Origin of the sequence: Lysinibacillus sp. FSL M8-0216 (genome assembly GCF_038595555.1) — a bacterium.
Taxonomy (GTDB): Bacteria; Bacillota; Bacilli; order Bacillales_A; family Planococcaceae; genus Lysinibacillus; species Lysinibacillus fusiformis.
The window spans coordinates 4,701,619-4,717,290 of record NZ_CP152007.1 but is presented as its reverse complement, the minus strand read 5'-3'; the positions used below and the strand labels follow the sequence as shown (position 1 = coordinate 4,717,290).

Sequence of the window (15,672 nt, the reverse complement as noted above, 5' to 3'; positions counted from 1 at the left end):
GCTATATAATGCTTTGATTTGTTGTATACTAAATTCATAAAAGAGGAGGGGATAGAGTCATGATTCATCAAATTGGACAAGTCATGTTATATGTTAACGACCAAGATGCTGCAGTGAAATTTTGGACAGAAAAAGTAGGGTTTATTATTAAAAACGAGCAGGAAGAGGCGGGAATGCGTTGGATTGAAATTGCACCGTCGAAGGAAGCTCAAACATCCTTTGTGCTACACAATAAAGAAATCATTGCTAAAATGCAGCCAGAATTAAATTTAGGAACACCCTCTATTATGTTTTACGCTGACCAAATTGAAGAAATGTATCAGGATTTTCAGGCAAAGGGCATTAAAGTGGGCGATTTAGTCATGATGCCAATGGGTAGAGTTTTTAATTTTGCTGATCCAGAAAGCAACTACTTTGCATTAGTTGAAAAATAATAATAAATGAATGAATCTGCTTATTTTTGTCGTGAAGTAGGCAAAAATAAGCAGATTCCTGTTTAATATCTTCTTATATAAATGTGAGTTAGTCCTCTATGATAAATCTTCTCCGAAAATACTAACCGTTTGTCGATCTACTACAAATTCGTGGCCATTCCATTTTAATATATTTTCCACATATCCTAAGCCATCAGCATGGTACCTACCTGCAATCTCTTGATACGCTAAAATTTCATAGGTCCCATCCCGATCATAATCAACAGGATATAATCCGCTAATTGGGTCAACCCAGCCTTCAATCGGTTGCTTTAATGTCCCATCTGGATGATAGATTTCTGCTAAATATTCCGGGCCTTTATATTGTAAATCAAGTATATATTTTTTTGCAGGAGCCTTACTTTGAACAACTGCCTTATAGTTGTTGGCATAATTGACAGTATATTGGAGCTTAGTATTAAATGATTCTGTGTCAAAAATGGAATGCACCTGATTATTCGTAGAGGAGAATATTTCCCCGTTAATAATTCCTCCGCTACCTCCTGTATCAGAAATAACCATGATATCCTCAATATGATTACCAGTAAAATCTCCTAGAAAAATGGTTGGGTGATAGCCCACATTTTCTTTTAGTGGGATTTGTTCGATTCGCCCTGTTTGCCCATAAAAAATGGTTAAGGTTATGTTTTCCCATAAAGGGCTACCAGGCTTTTGAGTCCCCATTAAAAAAATAGTTTCAAAGAAGCCATCCCCATTAATATCTCCAAATTTAGTTTGAATAACCTGTGGTGCTAAATGGGATGCGATGCCCGCACCTTGCGGAGAATTTATGTTATTAGTCATATATACACCTCTCTCATAGTCTTAGCATATGTTGTAAACAAAGCTTGGTGCATAAAAATTCGAATAGATCTAAACCATATTAAACAGACAAAAAAACTTGAATTTCACCCATTGACATTTTTAAAGGTGATAAGTAATATAAATGTCAACGAATCAGAAAATTCAGTACCACATGTTATCTCACTACAAATTTGTAGCGCGGGATTTTTTTTATCATTAATCCTTAGTAAATATATAAGATTTATATATATTGGGAAGAAGGAGATTTTTTGAAGAATTTATTTGTTAAAACGGAGCAACAGCGATTTTGGTTAGATAAGTTAGAAGCCATCTCAAATCCTATAAAGGCCGAGGCAGCTGAGGTAGATGAACAATCTCGTTTCCCGTTTGAAGCACATCGACTACTCCAGCAAATTGGTTATCCGCAACTTACTTTACCGAAACAATATGGAGGAGAGGGTCTATCAGTCTATGACATGGTGCTTATACAAGAAACATTAGCAAGCTATGACGAGAATGCCTCGCTCTCCCTCGGATGGACATTAGGCGTTGTGGGCGAAATATATGCCACAAAATTATGGACGGAGGATTTATTAACGGCATTTGCAGAGGAAATAAAGAAAGGTGCCATGATTAATAGGGCTGTAAGTGAAGCAGCAACTGGGAGCCCAACACGTGGGGGGAGACCAGGAACAAATGCTGTTTCTATAAAAGACGGATGGCGCATAAATGGACGCAAAATCTTTACTACAGCTTCCCCAGTATTAGATTATTTCCTCACTTCGGCTTGGATTGAAGAGAAGCAACAAATTGGGTTCTTCCTCATCCATAAAGATTCAATAGGATTATCCATTGAGGAAAACTGGGAAATGTCTGCCATGCGAGGTACTAGCAGCCATGATCTCGTATTAAATGATGTCGTTGTGGCTAAAGATCACTTAGTCGAATTACCAAACCATCCTAGTGGCGGTAAAATAAATGGCTGGATTCTCCATATCCCGGCCACATACCTAGGAATTGCACAAGCTGCCCGTGACTATGCGGTACATTTCGCTAATCATCATCAACCTAATAGCTTGAATGCCCCGATCAGTACATTACCAAATGTTCAACAGCTTTTAGGAGACATCGAGTTAAAGCTTCATCAAGCACGCTTTGTCTTATATGGGGTAGCTGAGGCATACGATAATCCAGCAAGACGCGCCATTTTAACAAATGAGATGGCTGTTGCTAAACATACCGTAACGAATATCGCAATTGACATTGTTGATAAGGCGATGCGTGTAGTCGGGGCGAAAAGCTTACAATTGTCAAATCCGCTACAGCGCTATTATCGAAACGTACGTGCGGGGCTTCATAACCCACCAATGGATGATATGACCATAATTAAATTAGCTACGGCTGCTATCGAACAGCAGAAATTAAATGACCATCAATAATAATGTGGATAATAAGGAGAAATGTTACATGAAGAAGAATAAGATATTTCAATTAGCTGCGATTGGATTGGCTTCTGTCGCACTTTTAGCGGGCTGTAATTCTGGAAAGTCAGCTGATAAGAATTCAGATGATGGTGGCGAAGTTCGTACAATCAAAGTTGCCTATGATCAGGCCTCAAAGCCTATTAGTTATATAGATGATAATGGAAATCCAACAGGTTATGACGTAGAGGTAATGAAATTAGTAGATGAATTATTACCAGACTATCAATTTGAATATGTAGGAACGACAAGTGATGATTTATTAATTGGTGTAGAGCAAGGGAAATATCAGGTTGGGGTGAAAAACGCATTCTTTACACAGGAACGGACAGAGAAATTTATTTTCCCAAAGGAATTTTTAGGATTAAGTAGTGCAGGCCTAGTATTACGTAAAGAAGATGAAGGGATAAAGACATTAGCTGATTTTGCGAAAAAGGGCTATTCGTTGGCACCTATTGCAGCTAATAATGCGCAATACACAATTATTGATGAATATAATACGGCCAACCCTGACAATAAAGTAAAGCTTCAAGCGGGTGACGCATTTACAGTTGACGTTGTGCAGTGGGTAAATGAAGGGCGCGTCGATGGTGGCGTTATGATTGAAGGACCATTTAAACAGCAAGTACTTGCAGAAGATGGACCCTATAATAACTTAAAAGATGAAGTAGTCTATAATGAATTTTCTGTGATTAAAACATGGCCTCTTTTCAATAAAAAAGAACAAGAATTTGCGGATGCTTACGATAAAGCCATCGCTCAAATTAAAGAACAGAAGAAAACAAACGAATTGAGCACGAAATTCTATGGCCGTGATTTATTTGAAGTGTTAGAAACTGTTAATCGTTAATTTAAAGCATATTGACCATTATTAGGACTGTTGAGGCTGGCACGCTCAGCAGTCTTTATTCATAAAACAAAAGTTGGTGAGGAAATGGATAAATATTTTGACGCGACCTATATTTGGAGCGCGATCCCCGTCTTATTACCGTTTTTAAAAATCACGTTTTTAGTTGCAGGGTCCTCTATCGTCTTAGGCACAATATTTGGCTTATTACTAGCGGCAGCTAAGCTCTCTTCGGTCAAGCTATTAAGAAAATTAGCGAACCTGTATACGACGATTATGCGATGTACACCATCTATTGTTTTATTATTTCTTGTCTATTATGGTGTACCCGCATTAGCTGAAAACTTTGGTCTCAATCTCCATTCCATTGAAACGGCTATTTTCGTGGTAGTAACATTCACATTACAATTTGCAGCAATTATGTCAGAGGTGATGCGATCGGCTTATTTAGCCATTCCGAAAGGGCAGTTTGAAGCGGCTGTTAGTGTAGGGTTAACGCCCATACAAGCCTACCGAAGAATTATTTTCCCCCAGGCACTTGTCGTTGCATTACCCAACTTTGGAAATGGCATGATTGCTTTATTACAGGAAGGTGCCTTGGCCTATACGATCGGATTAATTGATATTGTAGGGAAGGCCAATTTAATTATAGCTAGTAATATTAATGCTCATGCCTTAGAGATTTATATCGCCTTGGCTATTATTTATTGGGTATTATCTATTATTATTGAAAAGATATTTACTATATTAGAAAAGATATTTGGCAGGGGTAAAAAGACCTTAGAAACAACGTAAGGAGGCGTAACCATGAATTATCAATTTTTACTTGAAACATTTTTCATTGCACTATCAGGTGTTCCCATCGCACTCCTTGTCACAGTTGTTGCTCTGTTCATTGCGCTTCCACTAGGATTTTTACTGGCGTTAACGAGGATTAACAAAATTCCAGTTGTACATCATTTAGCAAAGATCTACGTATCCTTTGTGCGAGGAACACCAATTATTATACAAATTTTCATTATTTATAGTAGTATTCCGCTTATGTTAAAAATTATTTTTGAAAAATATCAAATTCCATATGATATATATAAAATCAATCCAATATGGTATGCATTTATTGTGTTTGCATTCAGTTCAACAGCTATATTAATAGAGGTATTTCGTTCGGCGTTAAGTACCATTGAAAAGGGACAATTGGAGGCAGCATACTCAGTAGGTTTGACAACATTCCAAGCGTATACCCGAATCATTATTCCACAAGCATTAGTTGTTGCGCTACCGAATATTTGTACAGCGACAGTCAATTTGATTAAAGCAACTTCCTTAGGGTACGCAATGTCTCTACCTGAAATTACATTGAAGGCAAAGGTAGCTGCAAATGTCGGCTACAATTATGTGGAAGCCTATCTTGATATCTTTATTGTGTATTTAATTTTATGTAGCACAGTCGAATACTTGTTCAAGCGTTATGAAAAATATTTAAGCAAATACAAAGCGGCCAATGCCTAAGGGGTGAATGAGCATGTTAGAAATTAAAAATATTCATAAATCATTTGGTGAAAATGAAATTTTAAAGGGTGTAGATTTAGCTATCGATCAAGGTGATGTAGTCGTTATTCTAGGTCCTAGTGGCTCAGGAAAAACAACATTATTACGCTGTATCAATTTTTTAGAAAAAGCGGATCAAGGACATGCGACATTTGGAGATATTGAAGTGGATTTTCAACATGTAAAGAAAAAAGACGTACATGCAATTCGCCAGCGTGTGGCATTTGTCTTCCAAAACTATAATCTTTTCACGAATAAAACGGCATTAGAAAATGTCACAGAAGGGCTAATTATTGGACGAAAAGTTCCTAAGACAGAGGCAGTAGAAATTGGCAAAAGGGCTCTTGATAAAGTAGGCTTATCTGAAAAATATGACGCATATCCAAGTCAGTTATCGGGAGGTCAGCAACAACGGGTAGGGATTGCAAGGGCGGTAGCGTTGAATCCAGATATTATTTTATTCGATGAGCCAACGTCTGCACTTGACCCCGAACTAGTAGGCGAGGTACTACAGGTCATGAAAAATATTGCTGCTGAGGGGACAACAATGCTTGTGGTGACGCATGAAATGGGTTTTGCAAAAGACGTAGCAAACCGTGTTATCTTCATGGATGGAGGAGTTGTCGTAGAGGAAGGTAGCCCTCATGATATTTTTGTTAGCCCGAAAGAGGAACGGACGAAGAAATTTTTAAAACGTGTCATTCCAGAAGACTATACGTTCTATATTTAACGAGGATCATTTCCATTCGGACTAAGCTCCAATGTATACAGGGGTGTCGTCTGGAGCTTTGTAGCCCTGAATGGAAATCACTTCGTACATTCAACACTTCCCTATCATTGAAGGAAGTACGTTAATTTGTTGATGGAATAAATGTGTAACTCGTGCATAGCTCTTGTACAGGCTGTATAGAAATAGTTACGTTCTGTTTCTCGTGAATAGTTGGCGGCTGATGCATTATAGATCAGGACCGCGTCAAATTCGATCCCCTTTGCCATATAGGCGGGGAGTAATAATATACCCTTTTTAAATTGCTTAGTGTTGTGTGTAATAAGTTGAATATCAACGTGATTGCTTAATTGTTCAAACACTGCTGAGCATTCCGCTGCAGTTTTACAAATAACAGCGATCGTTTCAAATTTATGAGATAGGGTGTTGATGCTCTGGATAATTTGTTTATTTAACTCCAATTCATTTGGCAAAATTGTAATCGAAGGTTCTAGACCATCTCGGTTAAACGCCTCTACTTCACTACCATCATTTAAAATTTTAGCCGTGAGCTGAATGATTTGCTTTGTCGAACGATAGCTTTTCGTTAAAATCATCTTTTCAGCATGCTCACCATATAATTGAGGGTCGAGCAGTGAAGGATTATCAAAGGTATGCGGATGTATAGTTTGATGGCCATCGCCTAAGATTGTCATACGCGCTTTAGGAAATAATTGCTGTAAGACGGTTAGTTGGAATGGAGAATAATCTTGTGCTTCATCAATTAATACATGGCGAATTGTCGTATTTGTTTGCTGACCTTCAATTTTATCCTGTAAATATAAAAACGGAGCTGCATCTTCATAAGCAATTAATCGTTTTGCTAAATTAGGAAGGGTGTTTTGGCAAATGTCCTCCCAATTGTCTGGGACAAGCTGCTGAAATTCTTGATAGAGAGAATTAGATATATCAAAGAGTTGACGATAGGTACCTAATATATGAACGAATCTTAATTGATTGACAGAGTTTCGTAAAGGTTTAAAATGTTTTTTTACAATTTGGCGCGCTAATTTTTTGCGTTCATGATCAAAATCATCAAATGAGTTTTCTGTATAGCGTCCTTCATATAAGAGCTCACTGTAAGACTTGGAGTAGTCTTCCTTGTCTAATAGCTCAGTCGCTTCTTCTACCCAATCCTTCGTACGTTCAGCTCTTTCAATTTTCGTTAATTGCTGTAATAACCATTCCTTCACTAATTGTAGGCGATTTGGTATCGACAAGGAGGATGGGAAAGAATAAAAGAATTCAGTAATTTCCTGTGCAGTAATAATTCGTTCTCCACGAAAAACAATATTTTTAAATAATAAGCCTTTATTCGACAAATAGCTTACATATTGGTCGATCAATTGTTTGTAAGTCAGGCTTGCTTTAAATGAAATGCTATTTAATTTTGTTACATATTGAGCTTCATCTTTTTCTGTTAATAGATCTTCAAGCTGCTCATAAGGGTATTCTAATTGGAACTGACGACCTAAACGTTTTTCAGCATATTCAATAAACGTTAGTTGTTGCATATTGTCTTCACCTAAATCAGGTAGGACGGTATGGACATATTGATTAAAAAGTTGATTAGGCGTAATTAGTAAAATTTGATCTGCTGTCATTTCATTACGATATCGGTATAATAAATAAGCCACTCGTTGGAGTGCGACGGCCGTTTTACCACTACCCGCAACACCTTCTACTATGAGGTAACGTGAGTGGATATGGCGAATAATTTTGTTTTGTTCCGCTTGAATGGTTGCAACGATACTGCGAATATGTTCGTTTGCATTTTGTGCAAGGATATCGAGCAATAAGTCATCACCAATGGTTAGGCCTGTATTAAACATGGTTTGTAGCTGACCATTTTTAATAATAAATTGCCGTTTAAGCAGCATCTCACCGTGAATATCCTCCGTTGTAGTTTCGTAGGAAGCTTCACCAGGAGTGCAATCATAATACATACTGGAAATGGGTGCACGCCAGTCATAAATGATGATGTTTTCATCTTGCTCATCCAAAAGTGTGGCAACACCTATATAAATTTTTAGAGGTTCAGGATGCTCACTTTGTAAAAAATCGATTCGTGCAAAATAGGGTGACTGCTGTAAACGTTCATAAACCTTTACATTTCGAATGGCCCTTTGCTGTGCAAGTTCTGAATCTGAAAGTAGCTCTACTTGTTGTTTAATAGCAAAAAATGTTTCATCAACATCCTCAGCAGTATCTAAATTGACTCTGACATCGTTCCAGAAAGTTTTCTTGATGGCGACAGCATTTTCTTTAAAGCCTTTTTCTTGAAGCAGTAATTCCTTCATTTTGTCATCAATGATATTTAAACAATGCTTAAGGTGCTGCTTTTCTTCCATCCACTCATTTTGATTTTCCAATGTCTACTCACATTCCTCTCCATAGTTTTTATCTTCGCTCGGCATGAACCCTTACCTATATAGATGGTGGGATGTAGGTAATTGTGATTCCTTTTCAATGGCTGAACACTGATCCTTTGAATAACTCGAAAGTCTTCAAACGTAATTATCTCAAGGAGATTTTGTATGGTGATTGAATCAGGAAATTTATCATACATCTACTTCGGTAAGAAGTATAGTCTAGTAATTTTTGTAAATTTATGATACAATAATGGTATAAGGTAATAAAATATTGATATGCATGGACTGCTCTACGAAAAGGTGGAGCAGTCTTTTTTATATGTAGAAAAGTCCGTAATTATTCCTGTTTTTAAAGAAATGATTATTAATTAAGTGTCCTATTAGTAGAAATATATTTATTAGAATTATCAAAATATATTGACATTTTAAATTCTGTTTTTTATTCTTGTGTATAAAGTTTCCGTTAATCGGAACAGTTTTCCGTGTGACGGAAAATATGGTGTGTAATCACTTGCCTAATTGCTACGTTGTCTATGTCTCGGTTTAAAGAATAATAAATAGTAGGGGGAGACGGTTATGGTAAACCTGCATCAAGAAAAAAAAGAAGCTGAACCACGTATACAGGGAATTAATGCATTTGTATTAATGTTTATTATTATTTTAGTGATGTCGCTATTAACGTATATTTTACCAGCGGGACAGTATGAAAGAGTTGAGAGTAATGGGAGAATGGTTGTTGATCCGGAATCCTTTCAATACATAAGCTCAAATCCTGTTGGCTTCCTAGAAATATTTAATAGTGTGCATTTGGGGATGCTTGAGGGTGCTCCCATCATTTTATTTGTCTTTCTATTTGGTGGAGCTTTAGGGATCATGCAAAAAACGGGTGCCATTGATTCGTTTATTAAAGTGATGGCCTCTAAGTTTGGGAAAAAGGAGTACGTATTAATCCCTATTCTCGTATTAATATTTGCTAGTTTAGGAACATTAATTGGCTCTGCAGAGGATACGCTAGTATATATAGCCATCATTATCCCTTTAACAATGGCACTCGGTATGGATGCAATGACAGGCTTTGCTATCGTTATGCTCGGTACATTAGCAACGGGCTTTACATCGGGCATTACAAACCCTTTTAACATTGGTGTCGCTCAAACAATTGCCGAGCTTCCGATGTATTCAGGGATGTCATATCGAATAGTCGTGTTTGCCGCTTTTTATATTTTGACAGTCCTTTTTATATATAGACATGCTAAAAAAATAAAGAGCGACCCATCGAAAGGGGTTTATGGAAAGTTTAATCCGGAGGAAAGTATAAAGATTGATCTGGACTTTAAAATAAGTACACGACATTTACTAGCATTATTTGTACTATTAGGTAATTTTGTTGCATTAATTGTAGGGGTAATAAAATTCCAATGGTATATAAGTGAAATTGGCGGAATCTTTTTATTAAGCAGTATTATTATGTCTATTATATGTAAGATTGGACCGAATAAAATGGCTGAAGGTTTTATTACGGGAGCTCGAGATATGGTAGAAGGGGCTCTAATCATTGGATTTGCCCAAACCATTTTAGTGATTACGACGAATGGAGGATTAATTGATACTATTCTGCATTTTGTTTCTAATGCCGTAAGTGTTCTACCAGCTTCAATAAATGCAGTAGGGATGTTTTTACTTCAGCTCTGCTTAAATTTCTTAGTACCATCTGGAAGTGGACAAGCAGCGTTAACAATGCCGATTATGACACCTTTAGCAGATTTAATTGGTGTAACTAGGCAAACAGCTGTACTGGCTTTCCAATTTGGTGATGGTATTTCAAATATGGTTATTCCAACGAGTGGGGTTTTATTAGCAGGATTAGCAATTGCAGGTATCCCATTTTCAAAATGGGTTAGATGGGTATTTCCTTATTTCCTTATACAGACATGCTTAGCAATTGTCTTATTAGTCATTGCACATCTCATAAACTATGGACCATTTTAATAATATAAATCATATAGTAGGAGTGATTAGATTGGTAGAAACAATTGATTTAAAACAACAGGTAATTAAATGGCGTCGGCATTTGCATATGTATCCAGAATTATCACATCAGGAGCATGAGACAGCCCGATATATTTATAATCAACTAGTAACGTTTCCACATTTAGAGGTGAAGCGTTTAACAGAGACGAGTGTATGTGCATTTTTAAAGGGGACGAAAAAAGAAAATAAGGGGCATACCATTTTACTGCGAGCTGATATTGATGCATTGCCGATTGAAGAAGAAACGGATTTACTTTTTAAATCAACCAATCCTGGAGTCATGCATGCGTGTGGTCATGATGCCCATCCAGCGATGCTACTTGGCGCAGCAAAAGCATTGGCTGAGCGTGGGACTGATTTTTGTGGAGAAATTCGATTTGTTTTTCAGCATGCTGAAGAGGTGACTCCTGGAGGAGCTGCTCAACTAGTAGCCCTAGGAATTGTAGAAAATGTCGATTATGCCTTTGCTCTACATGTGAGCCCTGATTATGAGGTAGGACAATTTGCAATGAAAGACGGTAAATTTACTGCAGCGGCAGATGATTTTGAAATTAAAATCTACGGTAGGGGCGGCCATGCGTCTACACCAGAGGTCGCTATAGATCCATTACTTATTGGTTCTGAAATAGTTGTAGCTCTGCAAACAATTGTGTCACGTAAAGTACCGAGTACACATGCGCCTGTTTTAACGGTGGCAAAATTTCATTGTGGAACGGCCTTAAATATTATTGCTGATACAGCAGAGCTTGGTGGAACGATTCGTTCACTAGATTCTACGATTCGTGTAGATGCGCGTAAACATTTAGAAAAGATAGCTACAAGTATTGCTTCCATGCACGGTGCAAAGGTAGAAATTAAATGGGAGCTAGGATGTCCCTCTGTTACAAATGATAAAGAGTTAACAGGGTTATCCCGCCGTATAGCTGGAGAGATTGTGGGAGATACAGGTGTGAAGGAGTTACCTGGACCAATGTTTGGTACAGAGGATTTCGCAGATTTTTCAGAAGTTGTTCCTTCATCGATGCAATTTATAGGGGTACATAACGAAGAGTTTGGAGAAGCGTACCCATTACACCATCCTCGTTTTAAAATTGATGAAGAAGCTCTAATTTATGGTGTTCGTTACTTTGAAAATATTGCACGAACACTATGTCCATAAGGGTGAAGTAAGCTAAAAATAATTCATATAGAAGGCATGAGTGCGATTTAGTACATGACTCATGCCTTTTAAATTGCTTGTAAGGATATATTGAAAAGCACTAAAGGATTGTTTATCTTATACGATATAGAAACTGGAAGGGAGGTGAGAAGAGATGAAGGTAATTTTCACAGTTGGATTACCTGGAAGTGGAAAAAGTACATTTGTGAAGCAGCTTGCGAAAAGAGAAAATGCCGTTGTTCTTTCTAGTGACGCTATACGTCAAGAGTTATTTGGTGACGCAACAAAACAGAAATCACGTCAGGTCTTTCGTACATTATATGAGCGTCTTAATGACCTTGTGGCAAAGGGTTATACGGTCATTGTAGATGCTACCAATATTGAACGGGAGCGGAGGATATTTGCACTACGTAAATTGCCAAGCTCGGTTAGGAAGGAATGCTATTATTTTGACACGCCCTATTCCATATGTGTAGCTAGAAACCAACAACGGAAGAGAAATGTACCGTTAGTGGTAATGGAAAAAATGAGTAAGCATTTAGAATTTCCGACGGCGGGAGAAGGGTTTGATGAAGTGCATATCGTACATGAATCTAGCCCCTATGCAATTTCCAAACAACAATTTATTTCGCTTATTCAACGTGAGCCCAATTATGAGGAGCTTTTTCAAACACTTCGAGCAATCCCACTTTTTAAAGAGATTTATCATTTCAATCAAGAAAATCCACATCACCAATTCCTATTATGTCAACATACTTATTTTGTCTTTGCCTATATCAATGAATACTATTCGGAAAGTGATAAGCTGGCATTACAAATAGCAGCATTATTCCATGATGTGGGTAAGCCATTTTGTAAGAAGTATAAACCGTTGCAACAACGATTTGGCTATTTTGGCCATGAAAATGTATCGGCACAGAGGGCTTGTCATTTTTTATTGGAATTGGGTTTTGAAGAGGATTTTGTATTAAAGGTTGTCTATTTAGTACAATTCCATATGCTAATCCAGTATGGTGGCGATCAAGGGGGAAGTGAAATTTATCATTTATTAGATGGGGATTTATTAACTAGGCTTTACTTTTTCCGTGAGGCCGACCAATTTGCTAAATAAACAGTAAAGAAAGGAAGTGTAAATATGACGAAATTAATGAAATACCCAAGAAGCTACCATTTACCATGGAGCAGAAGCTATACTCATGATGACAAGGTTGCTAAAAATGTGAATCATTTTATTGGGAAAGAGGTTGTTGTCACTGAAAAGTTAGATGGAGAAGGAACAACGCTGTACAAGGACTATATGCATGCTAGAAGCATCCATTCAGCTAACCATCCTTCTAGACATTGGGTCAAAACATTCCATGCTAGTTTTTCTTATCAGATCCCAGATAGTTGGCGATTATGTGGAGAAAATATGTACGCGAAGCATTCTATATATTATCAGGCATTAACAAGTTATTTTTATTTATTTAGTATTTGGAATGAAGATAATATTTGTTTGAGTTGGGATGAGACGGTTGCCTTTGCGGAAAAATTAGGTGTTGAAACGGTGCCTGTTTTATACAGAGGGATTTTTGATGAGCGTAAAATAAAACGAATGTTTACTGGGAAATCAATGTTTGATGGTGAGCAAGAGGGTTATGTCATTCGAAATGCCGCATCCTTTCATTATGATGATTTCCAATATAATTTGGGCAAATTTGTGAGACCTCACCATGTTCAAACAAGTGAGCATTGGCTACAAGAAAAAGTAATACCTAACCGTTTAAAATAAACGTAATTACACTCATTTATGAAAAGGACTGAGAAAAATGTAATACTTTATAGAATAAATCAACCATAGTATATATGAGGAAGTTGCTAGGCTGCATATCCCTTTCATCTAGGGATTACAGGTTCGATTCCTGTCATCCTCCATCCAAAAAAGAACTCCCGTCACTAGTACGAGAGTTCTTTTATATTATTTAGTGTAATTATCGAAATATCCTTGAATATAAATCATAGGAGTTCCTTTGTCCCCTGAACCTGATGTTAAATCAGATAGAGAGCCGATAAGGTCAGTTAAGCGGCGCGGTGTTGTTCCTTGTGCAGCCATTTGACCTGTTAAATCTTCATCTTTATTTTGAATGTATTCAGAAATAGCAGCTTTTAACTCTTCTCCTCGAAGATCAGCAAAGTCATTGTCTGCTAAATATTTTAATTTAACCTCGTTAGGAGTTCCGTTTAATCCGGCTGTGAATGCTGGAGAAACAACAGGATCTGCTAACTCCCAAATCTTACCCACAGGATCTTTGAATGCACCATCTCCGTAAATCATAACTTCTACAGTTTTTCCTGTAGCTTCTTTGATTTTAGCTTGGATACCGTCAACAATTGGCTGGCAAGTATGTGGGAACAACTTAATACTATCTTCTGTAGCTTTGTTAGAGCCAAGTAGTCCATATTCAGCATTGAAACCAGAACCATTGATGGATTCAGCTAAAATATTATCAAGGCTGTAAACTTTTTCAGCACCGTTTGCTGTTAAAATGCGCTTTGTGCGGAAACGTGAGTGAATATCACATGCTAGAACACTCTTTGTATAATCTAAAATTGTTTTTGGGTTATTGGAGAAGATGACCTCACATGTAGCCCCTTCTGCTTCAATTAATTCTTTATAGTATTCAATATAATCTACACCAGTAAATGTATGCTTTTTATAGCCAAAATGCTCGCGAAATTCCACTTCATTTAATGTATCTGTCCAAGGATTAATGCCTTTTACATCTAACTCATCGATATCGACAAGATGATTACCAACTTCATCAGATGGATAGCTTAGCATTAAGACAACCTTTTTAACGCCCTTAGCAATACCACGTAAACAGTTAGCAAAACGATTTCGACTTAAAATAGGGAAAATAACTCCTACAGTATCATTGCCAAATTTCGCGGCCACATCCACAGCGATATCATCAATTGTTGCGTAGTTCCCTTGTGCACGTGCTACAACTGACTCAGTTACGGTCACAATATCTCGATCTTCAATAGCGTAACCTTCTACTTTCGCAGCATTTAACACCGTATCTAAAACGATTTGTTCAATATGATCGCCTTCGTTAATAATAGGACCACGAAGACCTCTTACAACTGTACCGATTACACGTTCCAACTTAATCTCTCCTCATTTAACTTTCGTAAAGTGATGTAAAATCCATATGGTTTTACTATACGCCTCACTCATGATATAAGTAAAATTAATAGTTCATATACTAGCTATAAGAGGTGCTTATATGATAGGGAAATTAGATTTATACCGTGTTTTTAGTGTTGTAGCTAAAAATAATAGCTTTTCAAGAGCCGCCAAGGATTTATATATGACTCAACCTGCTGTTAGTCAAGCGATGATGCAACTGGAAAAGGAGCTGGGTACACGTCTTTTTAATCGGACGCCTAAGGGGGTCACTTTGACAACAGAGGGCAGTCTGCTATTTGAATATACAAATTCGGCTTTAGGACTGTTAGATGCGGGTGAAGAAAAGTTATTAGAATTTAAAAATTTAACAACTGGGCAACTAAAGATTGGCGTAGGAGATACGATTTCACGTTTTTTCCTTATGCCTTATTTAGAGGCATTTCATACGATGTATCCGAATATTAAGTTGGAAATGCTAAATGGTACTACCTCAGAAATTTGTAATTTTATTAAATCAGGTGAGGTGGATATCGGTTTTTGTAATTTTCCTATAGAGGATTCGACATTACAGTTAACGGTATGTACGGATATTCAAGATATTTTTGTCTGTGGGGAGAAATATAAGACACTGGCTTCTAAAAGTTTAAGCTATGAGGACCTGTTAAAATTCCCGCTTATTTTCCTGGAGAAAAAATCCAATTCCCGCAAATACGTAGAGGATTTCTTATTATCCAATGGGGTCCATATTGAACCTGAGTTTGAGTTAGGTTCACATGATCTTGTATTAGAATTTGCCCGTAGTAATTTAGGAATCGCATGTGTTACAAAGGAGTTTTCAAAGGATTATCTCCACCGAGGACTTCTATACGAATTATCTTTAAATGGGAAAATTCCGCCAAGGAGTATAGGTATGTGCTTTTTAAAGACCGTACCCCTTTCTCGAGCGGCGACCAAATTTGTCGAAATCATTGAACATAAACGTTTTAATACTAGAAGAACCATCAAAAAAGCTTAGCGAC

At 37.2% G+C, this 15,672-nt stretch carries 14 protein-coding genes; 11 read left to right on the top strand and 3 right to left on the bottom strand.

The genetic code is table 11. From position 1 onward, the window contains the following. Positions 1-59 precede the first annotated feature (59 nt). Positions 60-434 (top strand): VOC family protein, encoded by a 375-nt coding sequence (locus tag MKX57_RS23575; protein ID WP_008180639.1) that lies wholly within the window; start codon positions 60-62, stop codon positions 432-434. A 96-nt stretch (positions 435-530) separates the two neighbouring features. Here MKX57_RS23575 and MKX57_RS23570 read toward each other — a convergent pair whose 3' ends face one another. Then, positions 531-1,277 carry a hypothetical protein gene (locus tag MKX57_RS23570; RefSeq protein ID WP_008180638.1) on the bottom strand — a complete coding sequence of 249 codons (747 nt, stop codon included), beginning with the start codon at positions 1,275-1,277 and terminating at the stop codon, positions 531-533. A 269-nt stretch (positions 1,278-1,546) separates the two neighbouring features. Here MKX57_RS23570 and MKX57_RS23565 point away from each other — a divergent pair, with 269 nt between their 5' ends. From MKX57_RS23565 to MKX57_RS23545, 5 genes are all read left to right on the top strand, one after another. After that, on the top strand, positions 1,547-2,716 hold the full coding sequence (locus tag MKX57_RS23565; RefSeq protein WP_008180637.1) for an acyl-CoA dehydrogenase family protein: 1,170 nt from the start codon (positions 1,547-1,549) through the stop codon (positions 2,714-2,716). Positions 2,717-2,744: 28 nt separating this feature from the next. Continuing rightward, positions 2,745-3,608 carry a transporter substrate-binding domain-containing protein gene (locus MKX57_RS23560; protein ID WP_107922763.1) on the top strand — a complete coding sequence of 288 codons (864 nt, stop codon included), beginning with the start codon at positions 2,745-2,747 and terminating at the stop codon, positions 3,606-3,608. Positions 3,609-3,692: 84 nt separating this feature from the next. After that, the gene (locus tag MKX57_RS23555; RefSeq protein WP_025116503.1) at positions 3,693-4,400 is read left to right on the top strand and encodes an amino acid ABC transporter permease; all 708 of its coding nucleotides are present in this window, start codon (positions 3,693-3,695) and stop codon (positions 4,398-4,400) included. A gap of 12 nt (positions 4,401-4,412) precedes the next feature. Further along, complete coding sequence (locus MKX57_RS23550) at positions 4,413-5,114, top strand: amino acid ABC transporter permease (protein WP_107922762.1); 702 nt, start codon at positions 4,413-4,415, stop codon at positions 5,112-5,114. A gap of 13 nt (positions 5,115-5,127) precedes the next feature. Beyond that, on the top strand, positions 5,128-5,883 hold the full coding sequence (locus MKX57_RS23545; protein WP_008180632.1) for an amino acid ABC transporter ATP-binding protein: 756 nt from the start codon (positions 5,128-5,130) through the stop codon (positions 5,881-5,883). Positions 5,884-5,987: 104 nt separating this feature from the next. Here the strand turns inward: MKX57_RS23545 and helD are convergent, their stop codons facing one another. After that, complete coding sequence (gene helD / locus MKX57_RS23540) at positions 5,988-8,291, bottom strand: RNA polymerase recycling motor HelD (protein WP_342550655.1); 2,304 nt, start codon at positions 8,289-8,291, stop codon at positions 5,988-5,990. A gap of 576 nt (positions 8,292-8,867) precedes the next feature. On the opposite strand from helD, the gene MKX57_RS23535 reads away from it, so the two are divergent. The 4 genes from MKX57_RS23535 (at position 8,868) to MKX57_RS23520 (ending at position 13,252) form a co-directional block, all read left to right on the top strand. After that, the gene (locus tag MKX57_RS23535; RefSeq protein WP_342550654.1) at positions 8,868-10,280 is read left to right on the top strand and encodes a C4-dicarboxylate ABC transporter permease; all 1,413 of its coding nucleotides are present in this window, start codon (positions 8,868-8,870) and stop codon (positions 10,278-10,280) included. A gap of 31 nt (positions 10,281-10,311) precedes the next feature. Beyond that, complete coding sequence (locus tag MKX57_RS23530) at positions 10,312-11,481, top strand: amidohydrolase (RefSeq protein WP_342550653.1); 1,170 nt, start codon at positions 10,312-10,314, stop codon at positions 11,479-11,481. A gap of 154 nt (positions 11,482-11,635) precedes the next feature. Next, a complete protein-coding gene (locus tag MKX57_RS23525) occupies positions 11,636-12,592 on the top strand; it encodes an AAA family ATPase (protein ID WP_089986419.1) in 957 nt (318 codons plus the stop codon). Positions 12,593-12,616: 24 nt separating this feature from the next. Next, the gene (locus tag MKX57_RS23520; protein ID WP_090002650.1) at positions 12,617-13,252 is read left to right on the top strand and encodes an RNA ligase family protein; all 636 of its coding nucleotides are present in this window, start codon (positions 12,617-12,619) and stop codon (positions 13,250-13,252) included. A 186-nt stretch (positions 13,253-13,438) separates the two neighbouring features. Here MKX57_RS23520 and MKX57_RS23515 read toward each other — a convergent pair whose 3' ends face one another. Continuing rightward, on the bottom strand, positions 13,439-14,629 hold the full coding sequence (locus tag MKX57_RS23515; protein ID WP_008180626.1) for a coenzyme F420-0:L-glutamate ligase: 1,191 nt from the start codon (positions 14,627-14,629) through the stop codon (positions 13,439-13,441). Between the two features lie 121 nt (positions 14,630-14,750). On the opposite strand from MKX57_RS23515, the gene MKX57_RS23510 reads away from it, so the two are divergent. After that, complete coding sequence (locus MKX57_RS23510; protein WP_008180625.1) at positions 14,751-15,668, top strand: LysR family transcriptional regulator; 918 nt, start codon at positions 14,751-14,753, stop codon at positions 15,666-15,668. Positions 15,669-15,672: the final 4 nt, after the last annotated feature.